Raw genomic sequence first — 15,942 nt, forward strand, 5'->3', positions numbered from 1 at the left:
ATGAACAGATATCTATTGATGATTTAACACAAATAATTGAGCAAACCAGTCGTAACCGACTTGGGAAGAAAACAGCCAACAAACTAATGGAATTAGCCTCTAATTCGTTTGGTGTTACCTTCTGTAAAAACGCTTTTTCCTTTCAACTAAAAATGTTGATGGAGCAAATTCGTTTTATCGAAGATCAAATCAAAGAGTGTGAAGAAGAAATGTCACAACTTTTAATTGATTTAGATACTCCTATCATGACAATACCTGGCGTTGGACCGATTTTAGGTGCCACTATACTAAGTGAAATTGGGGATATACACCGCTTTGACAAACCATCTAAACTTGTCGCTTACGCAGGCATCGATGCCTCTGTGTCCCAATCTGGGCAATTTGAATCCTCAGGTACGTCTATATCCAAGCGTGGTTCTTCTCATTTGCGTAGAGCCTTATTCCAGGCGGCTATTACAGCTCATAAACATGACCCTGTATTAAAAGCCTTTTATGAAAAGAAACGAAAGCAAGGAAAGCACTACTATGTTTGTATAGGAGCCGTAGCTAGAAAGCTGTGTTACATTATCTACGCCATTCTTAAAAGCAATAAACCGTATGAAGTTCCTCCACATTCACCAGTAGAAACTTGATTCTTTCATTTTTTTGAAAACCCTTAGGTTTATTTGGTGTGCCCTTTTTTAGATGAACCAATAGTTAAATGATATAGCGTTGTATGAATACTTTATGAAGACGTTTAGCCACTTCCTATCGAATCCAGTGGATTTATTTTCAAAATCCTCTAGCAATATTTTTTGAAAATGTCCCCTTGACTTTTCATAGTTGGTCTTTCAATTTTTTAACTTGCCTTTACTTCTGTTTTTTTCTTTCTTGTGACCGTTACTTTAACACCTAAATATTTTTCGTATACTTCTTGAAATAGAACTTCCTTTTTCTCTGTACCGTAGTACTCGTTACCAAGACGTAAGTTTAACTTTTTCACCACACTTCTCAGCCCCCTACAGTTTTATCTACGTATTGAGGATAGTGTTCTAAAAATTTTTCTTTGGAAGGAAACCCCATCTCAAATGATTGTCTAACCTCTTTTTTACTGGCGTTTTGCAAGTATATAGGTAAATAAAAATGTTCCATAGGGAACCCAAGTACTATCGCGATTTGAAAGGCTAGTTTTCCTCCTGGGTCGCGTCTACCAGTCTCTAAATCTGCAATATGTCCAGGAGTCACACCAACCTTATCTGCTAGAGCCACCTGTGACATACGTTTTTTACCACGTAAATCTGCTAGCCAAGTCCTTTTCACATGTCCACCTCCAGACAACTTTTGATGTTTTTTATTATACTGGCGTTTTGCAAGTAAGTAAAGTGGTATTTCAACTTTTTTATAAACCTCCATCCTCTTTTACTTGCAATATGCACGTATTTACCATTGTGTAATTGTGCAATAAAGTGGTATCTTATAAGTATCAAAACACATAAAACAAAAAACGTTTTATATATTTTACGAAATTTATAAAAATAAAATTAAGAAAAAATATAAAAAAGAATTTAACGGGGGTAAAAAGTATGAATATAGGAACTCAATTAAAATTCTTAAGAAATAGACGTGGATGGACGATGCAGGAAGTCGCAGATCGTATCGGTAAAAACGATTCTACGTATAGTGGATATGAGACAAATAAAAGAAAACCAAACGCTGAGGTTCTTGTACAGTTAGCAGATGTGTTCGATACTACTGCAGACTTTATCTTAGGGAGAACAGACAATCCAAATAGTCTTAATTTTAATGTAAAAGACTTTTTAGATCAAGGCAGACTTCATTCTGATGGGGTAGAAATTACTGATGAGCAAGCTGAAATCGCTAATATTTTATTAAGACAACTCCTACAAAGAAAGCAGCAATAAGTAAAAAAGGATTAGCCAGATGCTATTCCTTTTTTTGTTGCAATATAGTTGTAATTTGATTGTACTGTTCCTGTGTAATCTGTTCTTGATTATAAAGTTCCTCCATCAGATAATTCATATCACAACTTACATTTTCAGCACTGAATAATTCCCCAATTAAACGTTTTGTTTCTTGTTTTGCAGTCTCTTTTTTCACTATTGTTTCCCCCTTCATCCAATTAATTATTCAAAAATGTTAAAATAAAGAAAATGAATAACCTCTATAACGTACGAAATGCCACTACACTCGAAAGTGTAGTGGCATTTCTCTTTTAACAGTTAGCCGATCGTCCCCGGATCCATCCTCATTTGTACAGGTTCTTTAACTTTTGCCTTGCTAAGTTCACTTGATACCGGTGATAACGTCAGCGCAAGAGCACAAACAATAACTAAACCAGCTAGAAATTTTTTCATTTTAACTATCCCCTTATTTTAAAATATCAAAAATTTTTATGTAAAATAAATTACCTTCTTTCAAAAATCGATGATACGCTTTCTGACGTAGCTCAGGATTTTCTATAGCAATAGCTAAGTATAGATCCTGAAAAGCTGTACGATTCTCAATTTTGTACAACATTTTAGCCGCTTCCTCATACTCATTTAAAGAAATTTTCCGTAGCGCTTGCTCAGCTTTATCATGAATATATTCCAATTTTACAGGAAAATTATGAATTATACAACAAAACGAAAATGTATTTTCAACTAATTTCCGCTTCAATAGCGACTTACTGTTTGTTATTTTATCCAATTCCTGTAGTGACTTTTCAAAATATTTAATATATTTCTCCGCATCTTCGAAAACGTAGCTTTCCCCTAACACACTATATGCTGTAGCTTTTAACAAACGTGGGGCTTCTTGTACCCCCAGTACCTCAAACAGCAAACATCTTGCAGTTTCTACTTCATCCTGCATTAAATACGCATATGCACATATTGCTTTTAATTCGGCATCAATTAACGTTTTTTCTAATCCTTGCGGCATTTCACATATTTTATCTTTAATCATATCATGCATCGTAGTAAATACGTTGTAAGCCCCCATGTCAAAATACCCATAGACACTTAATAAGTTTACTAAAACATTTACATTAACCTTATTTAAATTCACTTTTGCTCGAAGATTGTCTAGGCTCTTAAAAAATTCTTTTGAGCGTAGATTTCCAGATTGACGTTCCAAACCAACTTTTAAAATATCTTTATAGTTCTTTGTTACCGTATGTTTACACTTTCTTTCGAGCAATTCTTTTAATATATCTGTATAGCCCGCTAAATACACGTAGTACATGGCTGTCCTAATGTCCGATTCTTTTTTCGTAGATTCCAAAAACTCTTGAACTGTTTTTATTTTTTCATTCTCGTTTTCCGTACTCACCAAAATTTTCATCAGTTTCGAAAAATTCATAGGCACCTGACCATTCATTGTTTTCCACAAATTTGATTGTGATAAACTTGTGATTTTAGAGAGTTTAGTAGGCGTTATATCTTTTTCTACCACAATGTTACTTAAGTTTGTACAATTCTGCACGACGGTCCCTCCCTTGAACTTAAGACACCCCCTCTGTTTTTCTCAATAGGAAAACGTACCACCATGCTAACATGGGCTAAGAAGTATGATATACTTGAAGTTGACTCATGGAAAGTTTTCCCTACGTACACTAGGGTAAAACGTTACAGTAGTGCGGCGACACTACTGTAACGCCGTGGGTCTTTTTGCTCTTTTATTTTATTATTTTTATCTTATCATAAAATTTAGAACATTCGTTTCACTCTTTTCTCAAACCATATTGAGAAAGTTTTTTCTAAATCTTTCAGAATTCCCACAAGAATATTTTACCACCAACAGAACTAATGTTCTAGTTATTTTTCTGTTTTTTGGTATAAATACTGTCATTAATCATTTTAAATACAAACTATCTGTCAACTATAGTTAAAAAACATGCCTTTATTTATACTAAAGGCATGAACACTTTTGGAGAAAATTTAAAAAAATTTAGAAACAGTCACACGCTAACACAAGCAGAGCTTGGTAATAAGATCCAATTAAGTCGGAGTCAGATTAGTAACTTAGAAAACCACTTTAATGAACCCGACTTAGATTCGTTAGATCGAATCGCATCCTTCTTCAATGTATCTATTGATGCGCTTTTGGGACGAAACATCCCAGAATCTGAAGAACGATTAAAAATCATTCTCGAGGAGATTCAAACGGTTTTCGCAGGCCTGAATGAATCTCAACGAGAACAATTCTGTAAACAACTCCTTTTCTACACACAATTTCTAAATGAGAAAAAAGAGTTGTTATGAATCGATTGTAGTAGAAAACTTTTCCATATTCAACGGTAAAGTTTCCCATTACAACATTGGAAAACGAGGAGGCACATGTCTTCTCGTTTTTATTTTTATCCCCTAATTATACATGGCATTGGCATTGTAAAAGATAAATAGTTCGCCCACTCAGACATATTCGCTTTTCCTAAAACAAATGCTCCTTCTTCTTTCAACTGCTTCACAATTGTTGCGTCTTGATCTGCAATCCAATCTTTTAATACATAAGTTCCTGCACTAGTCGGCATCACTTTTTCCGTCTGTACATTATCTTTTACAACGACAGGAATACCATATAAATTCGAATTTTTGTTTCTACCCCGCTCTTGATCTAACTTTCTTGCTTCTTCCATCGCATTAGGATTTATCTCTGTAATAGAATTTAATGTTATTCCATTTTGATCATGTTCTTGTATTCTAAAGAGATAAATGCTCGTTAATTCTTCATATGACAACTTTCCATCATCAATCATTTTTTGAAGCTCATCTACAGTCGCATTTACGACTTCTTTTTCTTTTATCTTTACATTTTCTATATTGATTCCTTTAAGCTGATTATGTATCGGTTGTAGCACTCTTTCTTTATCATATACAATACGCTCAGGTTCCTTTGGAAAATAATTTTTATACACGTAATATCCGCCGGCACACGCTAATAAGACAATGCCTCCAGTGATAGACAGCGTTACCTTTACCCATTTCTTCATGTTTCTTCCTCCACTCTATAAGATGCTTAGCTATACAAAAAAGAGAGTTACCTTTTACTTAACTCTCTCCAATCAAAATGCTAAATAAAAAAATGAAAGATTTCAATCTAATTACTTCTTTTTTTGCATTTGCTTTGCTAACATTTCTTTCACTTGATTATACGTTAATCCTGAATTTTTATTTAAACGCTTTACTTCCTCAACATCAGTACCTACCACTGTATATTTTTTCTCATCATTCATTTTTCTAATTCCCTTCTCACCGTATTATTTCTTATATTTCTTCCCTAAATGCGCATAAATTAACACCACTACAAAAAAGGAAGCTGTTTTTAAACACAGCTTCCTTATCGTTACATATTGTATTTCTTAATAAAATTTCACTACATCTTCAGTAGGCAAGAACGTTCTTTCTGCTGGTTGTTCGTTTGGTTCACCAAATGGCATTTGACCTACTAAGCTCCACTCTGCCGGAATGTTCCAAGTTTCTTTCACTTCAGCATCTACGATTGGGTTGTAATGTTGTAATGACGCCCCAATTCCTTCAGCAGATAATAGCATCCACACAGTATGTTGTAACATCGCATTTCCTTGATGAGACCAGAATGGGAACTGATCTTTATATAATGGTGCATTTTCTTGCATTTTTTCTACAGTTGCTTGATCTTCAAAGAATAGAACTGTTCCTACACCTGCATGAAAACCTTTTAGTCTTTCTACAGTCAATTCAAAGTTTTCTGCTGGTACACGGGCTCTTAGTGTTTCTTTAACGATATCCCAAAACTTTTCATGCTCTCCATCCATTAATACAACCATACGACCACTTTGCATATTGAAAGATGTTGGTGCGTGTAAAGCTGTTTTTAACACTTCTTCAATTCTTTCTTTCGTAATTGCATCGTTTTTTGTTACTTTACGAATTGAACGGCGGTTCACGATTGCTTCTTTTAAGTTTGTTGTAGTTGCTGACATTTTAATTCCTCCAAATGTTTGTTTTATAATTTATTTTGTTATTTCATAACAAGCGAATTAGCAATATCCATCGGTATTACATTGCATACCTTCAAATGAATTTGTTTTATCCTTTTCAATTTCTTTATCAATGACCCTTTCTAGTGTTTCTTTACTAGCAAGCCCTTGAATGACTTCATCTCCAATCATGACAGTTGGAACAGCCATAATATTCGCTTCATCATATGCGTGTTGAATTGCTTCTTGATGCTTTTCTTTATATTTACGAGTTACTAAAGCATCTTTAAATTCCGCCTCAGGAAGTCCTACTTCTACCGCTAATTTTGTTAACACATCAATATCTTCAATGTTTTGCTCTTCTTGGAAAAATGCTGTGAATACGCGGTGATGATACTCATTACCTAGTCCACGTTCTTTCGCAAATTGACATCCTTCGAAAGCTAAATGTGTATATGGATGTGGTGAAACACGTGGCAAGCGCATATCAATTCCTAACTTCTTCGCTGTCGGAAGAATGAAAGCATCCCATGAACCTAATTTTTCTGGTTCATTCCATGGATCTATTTTTGAATATGGACTTGGACGTAATTCAAATGGCATCCATTCAATCTCTACATCTTTCTCTTTCGCTACCTCATCTAATGGACCTTTTGCTAAAAAACAAAACGGACATATAAAATCTGAGTATACTTTCATTTTTACAGTCATAACTTTTACACCTTACCTTATCGTTGTAATCAAATCAGTTACATTAATGATAAAAAAATATAAATATTATTTAAGCATTCATTTTTTCTTGCAAAGTTTCAAACAACTGCCCCATCGTAATATTTCTCAAAACTTCTTCCATCGCGGATTGTGCTTGAATTAAAATAATTTCTAACACCGCTTGAATATTCGCCCCAATTGGACAATCTGGATTCGGTTGCTCGTGAATATGAAATAGCTTGTCTTCTTCGACTACGTTCACTGCATGATACACATCTAACAATGTGATTTCATGTAAATCCTTTAGTAATCCCGCGCCACCCGGTCCACGATTTACGTAAACAAAGCCAGCTTGTTTCAAGTACGACATAATTTTACGAATGACTACTGGATTTGTATTGACACTCTCAGCCATATAGTCTGAAGTACAAAGTGAAGATGGATTGTTTTTCAAAATAGATAAAATATGAACAGCTATGGAAAAGCGGCTACTAATTTTCATCGTAATCACCACCTCGATGTAATCATTATAGTTACAACTAAAAAATAAGTCAATCCTTTTCATAGATTTTTTATAAGTAAATTAAAAAGTGTCCCATTATGACATATGAGACACCTCTTTTTATTCTGCAAATAGCGATTGAAATTCTTCAATAAATAGCTGCACAGCGATTGAAGAATCCTTTAATGAAGGAACAGCTAAAGCAATTTCTCTCCATACTTGTGGTTCCAATTCTCTCGTTTGCACATTTTTTGGTAAATTCGTTAAAGATAATTCAGCTAATATTGCAATGCCTAATCCTTCTTGAATCATATTTAAAGCTGTAGTAACTGTCGAAATTACATACTCAGCCCGAAGTGGTACATTTGCTTGTTTAAACATATCAATAATAGGTGGTTCGTATCCGCCCTTACATAATATGATTGGTTCATTCTCTAAATCACTAATTGTAATAGAGTCCTTCTTACAGAGAGAATGATCCTCTCTTAAGATAGCAACCATTTTCCCCTTCGTTAATGGAACAATCTCCATATCTTTATTAGGCAAAATAACAATTCCTATATCAATAACCCTCGATACTAACCAATCTTCAACTTCTTTAATCGTTCCTTCACAAAGAACTACTTCTAAGTTCGGATACTTCTCCTTAAAAAGGTTTATCATTTTGGGTAAGAAATGTGCAGAAGCACTCGGAAAACTACCAATTCGAATCGTCCCAACTTCGTGTCCTTTCTCCATCGCAACTTCTTGTTCAATCTTCTCTACACCGTTCAAAATCTCTCTAATATGTACAAGAATCCTGTTTCCTACATCCGTAACGAGGAGGCCTTTTCGTTTATCACGTATAAGAATAGTAACTCCTAACTCTGACTCAATACTTGAAATCGCATGACTAACAGCTGGCTGCGTCATATTTAATACCCTGGCAGCTTTCGTAAAACTACCTAACTCAACAGTTTTTATTAATACTTGCAGTTGTGTAATGGTCATAACTAATCACTTATACTCCTCATAAAAAAGATTCATTTTATTTATTACAGTCGATATCATATCATAGTGAAATGAATAACAACAAGGAGGTCTTTCAGTGACACAGCTTTCTCGAACTAAGACGGCCATAATCCTTACCTTTCTCGTTTTCATGTGGGGAATCAATTGGCCTTTATCAAAGTTTGCCCTGCATTATACACCACCTGTTTTATTTGCAGGCGTTCGAACTTTAATTGGAGGATTCATTTTACTCCTGTTCGCATTACCGAAATACAAAGAGTTACATTTAAAAGAAACGTGGCATTTATACGTTATTTCTTCTTTACTTAACATCATTATATTTTACGGATTACAAACTGTCGGCCTTCAATATATGCCTGCTGGGTTATTTTCCGCCATTGTATTTCTACAACCAGTTTTACTCGGTATTTTCTCGTGGATATGGCTTGAAGAATCAATGTACGGCTTGAAAATTTTCGGGCTTGTTCTCGGATTTATTGGTGTAGGCGTTATTAGCTCAAGCAGTTTAACAGGACATATTTCTGTTATTGGAATCCTTCTCGCGTTAGGATGCGCTATTGGCTGGGCACTTGGCACAGTATTCATTAAGAAGACTGGTCACCGCGTTAATGCCATTTGGATGGTGACACTTCAGCTTATTATTGGTGGCCTTTGCTTAATTGGATTTGGTTCAGAGTTTGAAAGCTGGTCTAGTATCGCTTGGAGTATGCCATTTGTTAGCGTACTTCTCTTTATTTCATTCTTTATTATTGCAATGGGGTGGCTTGCATACTTCACACTTGTTGGAGCTGGTGAAGCAAGTAAAGTTGGGGCTTATACATTCCTCATTCCACTAATAGCTATTATTGTAAGTTCAATTTTCTTACATGAGGCTATTACCATTAGCTTATTCATCGGACTATTATTTATTGTTGTGAGTATTTGTTTTGTAAATATGAAACCGAAAACACTTGCTGTAAGGCAGCAAGTTGAAATGAAATAAACGTAAGAAAGAGCCTACTGTTTGTAGGCTCTTTCTTACGTCTTACTTTTTACGACGTACTACAAGAACACACGCACTTACCGACGATACAATCGCTAAAATAGATAAGACAATTGCTATCGTTGTCATATTACTTGTACTCTCATTTTTTTCAATACTAGACACTTCACCATGTTCTCCTGTTAATGACGTACCTTTTGCAATTGTAGTAAGTGAATGCGGTTTTTCAGCTTTTTCATCACCTGTCCATTCAACAATTTCTCCGTCTTTATATTGTTGATATGCGTCCCAAGCTATTTTTTGCTCTTTATCCGGATTTTTAGCGACGAAAGTAAATCGCTGGAACTGGCCGGTTAAAATCCCTTCTCCTGTTGCTTCCCATACTACAGTTTTAACTTTTCCGGCTGTATCTTTTTGCTCCTCAACTTTCCATCCTGGGACTGGTTCATACTGTTGGAACTCTACTCCAGACGGTATTTTCAGTGTAACTTTCGTCGTTGCTTCATTTTTTTCAACTGGTACTTTTATCGTATAAGTCTCCCAAGAACCAATATCAGAAGTTGCTGGTTTTACAGTGACGTGCGCACTAACAGGTAACGAAAAAATTCCCATTGCAATAATTGTTGCGATCATTGTTGTTCCTAATTTTTTTATACGTTTCATTTTCTATTAGCTCCTTTTCATACATAGCTTCTTTTTATCTGCCACCGACAATAAATTTAAAATCTGTATCGAAACTATCAAGAGATTTTGTTAATCCATGAACATGTATATTCCAGTTTCCTGTCATGTTAATATACATACCTTCTGCTTCATATTCTCCCGGTGAAACTACTGAAACTTTAAATGAACCGTTTCCCATGTTCATATCTAATGATTGAGTCGTCAATATCATTTGTTCCATATCAGTAATAGGCTGTCCCTTTTCATCCTTTAGTGTAATATGGAATTTATTTTGTCCTACCTTATTCGGACTTACATTTAGCGTAAGTTCATATCCATTATCTAATTGCTTACTCTCTGTAAAAGGTCCAGTAGGAGGCATCGGTGGTGTTTGTACGTTTGTCATAAAAGCTACGATTACGAAAATGATACTTCCAATGACAAACTCTACTTTCACCGTAGCTCCTAATCCTTGCTGTGCTCGCATTCTCCCTTTCACATAATGAATAATTCCCAATATCCCCATGAAAATGAATAAAAGTATCTTTGTTAATAAAGCCAATCCATACTTCGTATCAAATAACGAGTGGATTGTTGGAATAAAAAATGTACTGTTAAAAAGACCTGTTATTAAAATCACGATGACAGCACCTGTTGCCCACGGTGAAAAACGCTTAATCATATCCCAATACATATGCCACTTGTTATCCTCTTTAAGTAAAAGAAGAATAATAGATGATAAACCACCAACCCATAATGAAGCTGCGAATAAATGTAGAAAATCCATAACGACAGCAATGTCTTTAAACTTTAAACCATATGCGTGACTATTAAATGCTTTCATAACAAGTAACCCTATAAATAATAGTATTGGAATACTCCATACTTTAAACGACGAAAACTTCTCATGCTTCACCGCAAAATACGTAACAATTATAAGCGTACTAATGAGAACCATTTGAGTGATCCATATATAACCAAAAACAGAAAGCTGTAATGTTTCTTTTAATAGTAAAGGGTTGAATGCTTCTAGCCACGAAACATCGGCATTTATTTTCGCTTGCAATGGTAGGTTGAATAACAAGCTAATAAATATCCCAAATAAGGAGATCCATATTATGTTCTTACTCCTTGATCGAACCGAGGTTGCATTCCCTTTATACATAATAAGATTAAAGAAGAGAATTCCTAAAAATAGCGAGAAACTCGTATATAGAATCCCACGTTCCATAATCATATCGATTTGCGGGACGTAACCCATCTCTTCCACTTGTATATCGTCTGTTTCCGCTTCCGCTAATCCAATCCGGAACGGGATAACTCCTTGAATTGGATGTCCATCAGCTGAAATCACTTTCCACTGAATGGAGTAAAGACCATTTTTGAGATTGTCTTTTAATCCAGCTTCTAATAGCTTTTTATTTTTTTTATCAATATGAGCATCTTTTAAATCGACTCTTTTACCTGATGTATCTCTCACGTACAATGTATTAAAACTTGAAACTTGTATGTCCTCATCGAATTCGATTTTTACAACAGATGGTGCTTTCTTCAATGTTTCATTTTCAGTAGGGTTTGATTTCACAACGTACGCATGAGCAGATGCACTTTTCGGTATCAATATGATAAGCACACACGCAAGTAATAACCATGTCCCTAATCTTCTCATTACTTTCACGCTCATTTCACTTCTTTCTTCCTCATCGCTCTATTTTCATTACTTTAACTTCCGAAGTTTGATTCTCCGGCGAAATATTAACCTGATTAAATATAAACTTATAGAAATTATAACTCTTTATTTCTCTTCCACCTTTAAACTTCTAATATGATAGTAACTATCACGATAGATACAACTTACAATTTTAAAGTAGATTGTTATTATATCATAAAATATATTAATGTAAGTTCTTGAAGAAGAAAAGTTATCGTGAATCATTTGTGAAGAAAATGTGAAATACATAAATAAAAAGGTGTTACGTTATTACGTAACACCTTTTTAAAAATACCCTTCTTCTATTTCTCTTCCGGATAATCACAATACTCAATAATCGTTCCTTCTGTATCCGCTGGGTTAAGATAAATTAACCTTCTACCGTGCTTATTAATGCGCAGTGTATGCTCTAACGTTCGAATTCCTTGTTCTTTCAATTCCTCTAAAGCTACATCTAAATCATCTACTCGATACGCAACATGATGTACACCTTTACCTTTTTGTTTTATAAATCGGGCAATTGGTGAAGTGGTGTTATTTGTCGGCGCAAGTAATTCAATTCTATCTCCATCCACTTCAAGAATGGCTACTTCGCTTTCTACACCTGGTGCCTCACTTACGTAACGATCTATTAATTCTCCTGATAGAACCTGTTCATAAAAACGTATGGTACTATCTATATCACGAACTGCGATTCCGATATGATCAATTGTTTTTTTCATTTTATTTCCCCTACTACTTTATTTTTTCTCATTATTAATAGTAACAAAAAAAGTTATAGAAACAAGTTCTATAACTTTTTTATTTAACCTATTTTCTTATCCGCTCTAGTTGCTGGTTGAACTTGATTTTTTGCTTTTACAACGCTAATGCCATATCCGATAAATCCACCGATAATCGCTGGGAAGATCCAGCCTAATCCTACTTCCTGCATCGGAAGGAATTTAGTGAACACTTGGCTTACTACTTCAATGTTAACTCCAGCTGCACTTAATCCATCGAATAAGCTGATGATAAATGTTACGATTAAGCTCACTTGATAAACTTCAGCTCTTCCTTTGAATAATGAATGGAAGAATGTTAAGAAAATCAATACGATTGCTAGTGGATAAATTGCTGTTAATACTGGAACAGAAACTGCGATTAACTGTGTTAATCCTACGTTTGCAACAATTGCACTAAATACACATAGTGTGATTGCAATTGCTTTGTAAGGAACATTTGGGAATAACTTATGGAAGAATGAAGAACATGCTGATACAAGTCCCACACTAGTTGTTAAACAAGCTACTGTAATCATTAATCCTAATAATACTCCGCCATATGATCCGAAATAGTAGTTAGAAACTTTCGCTAATACTTCTCCGCCGTTTTCTAAATGTCCAAGCTTTGCAACACTTGAAGCACCCATATAAGAAAGAGCTGTATAGATAATTGCTAAAATAGATGCTGCAATTATTGTCGCTTTTGCACAAACGACCATAATTTGTGTTTTCGTTTTCGCACCTTTTTCTTTAATAGCATTGATAATGATAATCCCGAATACGAATGATGCAAGCGTATCCATCGTTAAGTATCCTTCTTGGAATCCTTTAAAGAATGCATGTGATGTATAAGCTTCCACTGGTGCTTGCATATCTCCAATCGGATGTATAAAAGCAACGATTACTAAAATACCGATGAAAGTCAACTTAATTGGCGTTAAGATTTTTCCAACAATATCGACAATTTTCGCGGGATTTAGCGAAAAAAAACAAGTGATACTAAAGAATATAATTGTGAAAAGAATTAAAGGTGTAGAACCTACTCCTTCTGGCATAAACGGCTTAAGACCAATTTCATAAGAAACATTTCCTGTTCTAGGTATTGCAAATAACGGACCGATTGCTAAGTATAAAACTGTTGTAAACACAATCCCGAACACTGGGTGAGCGCGACTTGCTAATGACTGTAAATCATCTTTACCTGAAAAACCAAATGCTAGTACACCTAGTAATGGTAATCCAACACCAGTTACTAAAAATCCAGCGTTAGCAATCCATACATTCTCTCCTGCTGATTGACCAAGCATCGCTGGGAAAATTAAATTTCCTGCTCCAAAAAATAGTGCAAATAACATTAATCCAATAACTACTATGAACGAAAACGGTACTTTATTCGCCATAATATAACCCCCATTCAAATTTCCTTATCTCATTTTCCAATTTTAACTAATTGAATTTTCTGAATATTTAATTTAAGTATCAACTATTCTTGAACTCATTATAGTTTGCTATATAATATTTTGCAATACTATTTTCGAACTTTTCTTTTATTTTATAAATATACATTTTTTAACATGAAAAATAGACTGAAAAACCAACACGGTCATCCATGTTGGTTTTTCGATTTACTATCATAAATTAAAATTTCGCTGCTACTTTTTTAACGTTTTCTAGACCTTCTTCAACAATTTGTTGTGAACGATCTGGATATTGATTGTGCCCTTCAATTACAACTGTCTCTGGATTTGTAATTCCCCAGAATCCAAGTACAGTTGTTACGTAATTAACTGCCATTTCCATAGGAGCCATTTGCTCTGAAGAGTAATCTGAACCACGAGCACCTAACACAACTACTTTTTTACCACCAACTAAACCTTCTGGGCCATTTGCTGTATATTTAAACGTTTTTCCAGCTTGAGATAAGTATGAAATATATGTGATTAATGGTGCTGGTACTGTAAAGTTCCATAATGGGAATGCAAATACAACCTTATCAGCTTCTAAAAACTGATTTAAATATTGATCTACTGTAGCAACTGCCTTCTCTTCTTCAGCTGTTAACTCCATGCCTTGGCTACGTTTATATCCACCTGAAATCGCGATATTTCCGTAATAAGGAAGATCTAATGCAAATAAATCTAATTCCGTAATTTCTGTATTTGGATTTGCTTCTTTATAAGTACTTACAAATGTTTCATACATTTTTGAACTAACTGCTTGCTCCGCTGGACGATCGTTTGCTTTTACAAATAATACTTTTGACATTTTTTTATTCCCCTCTACATTCGTATTTTCTTCTTTTTTACCAAATAATGAGCTAAATAGTCCCATTTTCTTCACCTAATCTTTCTTTTCATATTCATTATTCATCATCATAAAAATTCTTATTCTAAGAAAAAGTTCCAATAGATACCTTAAGTTAAGCTATCAAAACTTTTTGTTATTTAATTACCTTATGTAAGTGATTGTAATATAGTCACTTACTTTAGTCAAGTAACTTTTAATAAAAAATAAAATCTCAATTTAAAAATATTAACTAAAATACAATTGAACACCAAATACATCTTTATTACTTGTATAATAAACTTAGAGAGGAAAATTCATATATAGAAAGGATTTATTCATGAGCACTATAGAAAAGATTCAAACTTTTATTATTCTTTTTGCTGTTACATGCGGCATCGTACTCGGACAATTTAATATGATACATACGTATTCAGACCAGTTTATTGTCCCCTTCTTATTTTTCATGCTATATGGATTATTCCTCAGCATCCCATTAAAAGAAATAAAAAACGGATTTCGTAATTTAAAATTTGCTGGAACAAGTCTTACTATTAACTTCTTATGGACACCTTTACTCGCTTGGGGATTAGGAGCACTATTTCTTTCAGATCATCCAGCACTTTGGGTTGGATTTATAATGTTAATGGTTACTCCATGCACAGATTGGTACTTAATCTTTACTGAAATAGCGAAAGGAAATGTAGCACTTTCTACTGCAATTTTACCTGTAAATTTAATTTTGCAAGTACTACTCCTTCCAATTTATTTATTTTTATTTGCTGGTGTCATGAAAACTGTAGCGGTTTCTGTTTTAGTAGAAAGTATTGTTATCGTAATCGTCTTACCATTTATACTTGCACACGCTACAAAATTCATTATGAATAAAATGAAAAAAGCTGAAACTCTCGAGAATAAACTCATTCCGTTTTTCAGCTCTGCTCAAATTGTATTTTTAAGTTTAGCAATAGTAGCGATGTTTGCATCACAAGGTAAATATTTACTTCAAAATATGAATGTCGTTTTATTATTACTCGTTCCTGTTCTATTGTTCTTCATCATTAATTTCTTACTAGGACAATTTATCGGGCGCATCATGCATTTATCTTACAAAGATACAGTAAGTCTAAGCTTAACAACGTTAGCAAGAAACTCACCTGTTGCACTCGCTATCGCTGTAACAGCTTTTCCAGACGAGCCTCTTATCGCACTTGCACTCGTTATTGGACCGTTGATTGAGTTACCGGTACTAGCTTTTGTTTCACAAGTTTTGTTGCTTATTAAGAAAAAACGGCAATACGCATAATAAAAAACGTCCCATTTTGGGACGTTTTTTATTATGGAAAGATTACATACAACACTTATTTCTTATTT

19 protein-coding genes and 2 pseudogenes are annotated in these 15,942 nt (G+C 34.3%); 5 read left to right on the forward strand and 16 right to left on the reverse strand.

Annotated features, from left to right (window positions below; all coding sequences use genetic code 11):
* A pseudogene (locus tag CQ064_RS00005) lies at positions 1-632 on the forward strand (IS110-like element ISBth13 family transposase); the annotation flags it as partial.
* Positions 633-838: 206 nt separating this feature from the next.
* Here CQ064_RS00005 and CQ064_RS33260 read toward each other — a convergent pair.
* Complete coding sequence (locus CQ064_RS33260; protein WP_000239434.1) at positions 839-985, reverse strand: hypothetical protein; 147 nt, start codon at positions 983-985, stop codon at positions 839-841.
* A 5-nt stretch (positions 986-990) separates the two neighbouring features.
* Positions 991-1,299, reverse strand: coding sequence for a helix-turn-helix transcriptional regulator (locus CQ064_RS00010; protein WP_015055110.1), 309 nt, complete (start codon positions 1,297-1,299; stop codon positions 991-993).
* A 263-nt stretch (positions 1,300-1,562) separates the two neighbouring features.
* Between CQ064_RS00010 and CQ064_RS00015 the strand changes: the two genes are divergently transcribed.
* On the forward strand, positions 1,563-1,901 hold the full coding sequence (locus tag CQ064_RS00015; protein WP_001020747.1) for a helix-turn-helix domain-containing protein: 339 nt from the start codon (positions 1,563-1,565) through the stop codon (positions 1,899-1,901).
* Between the two features lie 22 nt (positions 1,902-1,923).
* Here the strand turns inward: CQ064_RS00015 and CQ064_RS33265 are convergent, their stop codons facing one another.
* From CQ064_RS33265 to CQ064_RS00025, 3 genes are all read right to left on the reverse strand, one after another.
* The gene (locus CQ064_RS33265) at positions 1,924-2,097 is read right to left on the reverse strand and encodes a hypothetical protein (RefSeq protein ID WP_000712294.1); all 174 of its coding nucleotides are present in this window, start codon (positions 2,095-2,097) and stop codon (positions 1,924-1,926) included.
* 122 nt (positions 2,098-2,219) lie between these two features.
* Entirely contained in the window at positions 2,220-2,354 is a 135-nt protein-coding gene (locus tag CQ064_RS33960; RefSeq protein ID WP_000713858.1) for a hypothetical protein, read from the reverse strand.
* Between the two features lie 13 nt (positions 2,355-2,367).
* Positions 2,368-3,465: an AimR family lysis-lysogeny pheromone receptor gene (locus tag CQ064_RS00025; RefSeq protein ID WP_001178606.1), complete on the reverse strand. Its 1,098-nt coding sequence runs from the start codon at positions 3,463-3,465 to the stop codon at positions 2,368-2,370.
* Positions 3,466-3,899: 434 nt separating this feature from the next.
* Between CQ064_RS00025 and CQ064_RS00030 the strand changes: the two genes are divergently transcribed.
* A complete protein-coding gene (locus CQ064_RS00030; RefSeq protein ID WP_001091282.1) occupies positions 3,900-4,244 on the forward strand; it encodes a helix-turn-helix domain-containing protein in 345 nt (114 codons plus the stop codon).
* Between the two features lie 119 nt (positions 4,245-4,363).
* On the opposite strand, the pseudogene CQ064_RS00035 reads toward CQ064_RS00030, so the two are convergent.
* From CQ064_RS00035 to CQ064_RS00060, 6 genes and pseudogenes are all read right to left on the reverse strand, one after another.
* Positions 4,364-4,972, reverse strand: a pseudogene (locus CQ064_RS00035) (amidase family protein); the annotation flags it as partial.
* 111 nt (positions 4,973-5,083) lie between these two features.
* Entirely contained in the window at positions 5,084-5,215 is a 132-nt protein-coding gene (locus CQ064_RS33965; protein ID WP_000997344.1) for a hypothetical protein, read from the reverse strand.
* Positions 5,216-5,341: 126 nt separating this feature from the next.
* Complete coding sequence (locus tag CQ064_RS00045) at positions 5,342-5,944, reverse strand: nitroreductase family protein (RefSeq protein ID WP_001277032.1); 603 nt, start codon at positions 5,942-5,944, stop codon at positions 5,342-5,344.
* 57 nt (positions 5,945-6,001) lie between these two features.
* Positions 6,002-6,652, reverse strand: coding sequence for a DsbA family oxidoreductase (locus tag CQ064_RS00050; RefSeq protein WP_000216673.1), 651 nt, complete (start codon positions 6,650-6,652; stop codon positions 6,002-6,004).
* 70 nt (positions 6,653-6,722) lie between these two features.
* Complete coding sequence (locus CQ064_RS00055) at positions 6,723-7,154, reverse strand: Rrf2 family transcriptional regulator (protein ID WP_000704073.1); 432 nt, start codon at positions 7,152-7,154, stop codon at positions 6,723-6,725.
* Between the two features lie 120 nt (positions 7,155-7,274).
* Positions 7,275-8,144 carry a LysR family transcriptional regulator gene (locus tag CQ064_RS00060; protein ID WP_000156774.1) on the reverse strand — a complete coding sequence of 290 codons (870 nt, stop codon included), beginning with the start codon at positions 8,142-8,144 and terminating at the stop codon, positions 7,275-7,277.
* A gap of 97 nt (positions 8,145-8,241) precedes the next feature.
* On the opposite strand from CQ064_RS00060, the gene CQ064_RS00065 reads away from it, so the two are divergent.
* Entirely contained in the window at positions 8,242-9,147 is a 906-nt protein-coding gene (locus CQ064_RS00065; protein WP_000192813.1) for a DMT family transporter, read from the forward strand.
* Between the two features lie 42 nt (positions 9,148-9,189).
* Here the strand turns inward: CQ064_RS00065 and CQ064_RS00070 are convergent, their stop codons facing one another.
* From CQ064_RS00070 to CQ064_RS00095, 5 genes are all read right to left on the reverse strand, one after another.
* Positions 9,190-9,810: a YcnI family copper-binding membrane protein gene (locus CQ064_RS00070; RefSeq protein ID WP_000821382.1), complete on the reverse strand. Its 621-nt coding sequence runs from the start codon at positions 9,808-9,810 to the stop codon at positions 9,190-9,192.
* Positions 9,811-9,844: 34 nt separating this feature from the next.
* Positions 9,845-11,494 (reverse strand): copper resistance CopC/CopD family protein, encoded by a 1,650-nt coding sequence (locus tag CQ064_RS00075; protein ID WP_000114326.1) that lies wholly within the window; start codon positions 11,492-11,494, stop codon positions 9,845-9,847.
* Positions 11,495-11,823: 329 nt separating this feature from the next.
* Entirely contained in the window at positions 11,824-12,243 is a 420-nt protein-coding gene (locus CQ064_RS00085) for a VOC family protein (RefSeq protein WP_000750855.1), read from the reverse strand.
* A gap of 83 nt (positions 12,244-12,326) precedes the next feature.
* Positions 12,327-13,685 carry a branched-chain amino acid transport system II carrier protein gene (gene brnQ / locus CQ064_RS00090; RefSeq protein ID WP_001284785.1) on the reverse strand — a complete coding sequence of 453 codons (1,359 nt, stop codon included), beginning with the start codon at positions 13,683-13,685 and terminating at the stop codon, positions 12,327-12,329.
* A 238-nt stretch (positions 13,686-13,923) separates the two neighbouring features.
* Positions 13,924-14,616, reverse strand: a complete 693-nt coding sequence (locus CQ064_RS00095) for an FMN-dependent NADH-azoreductase (RefSeq protein ID WP_000522528.1) — start codon at positions 14,614-14,616, stop codon at positions 13,924-13,926.
* Positions 14,617-14,908: 292 nt separating this feature from the next.
* On the opposite strand from CQ064_RS00095, the gene CQ064_RS00100 reads away from it, so the two are divergent.
* The gene (locus tag CQ064_RS00100; RefSeq protein WP_000103823.1) at positions 14,909-15,874 is read left to right on the forward strand and encodes an arsenic resistance protein; all 966 of its coding nucleotides are present in this window, start codon (positions 14,909-14,911) and stop codon (positions 15,872-15,874) included.
* Positions 15,875-15,942 lie beyond the last annotated feature (68 nt).

The organism is Bacillus sp. MYb78 (genome assembly GCF_002975115.1).
In the GTDB taxonomy this organism is placed as follows: domain Bacteria; phylum Bacillota; class Bacilli; order Bacillales; family Bacillaceae_G; genus Bacillus_A; species Bacillus_A cereus.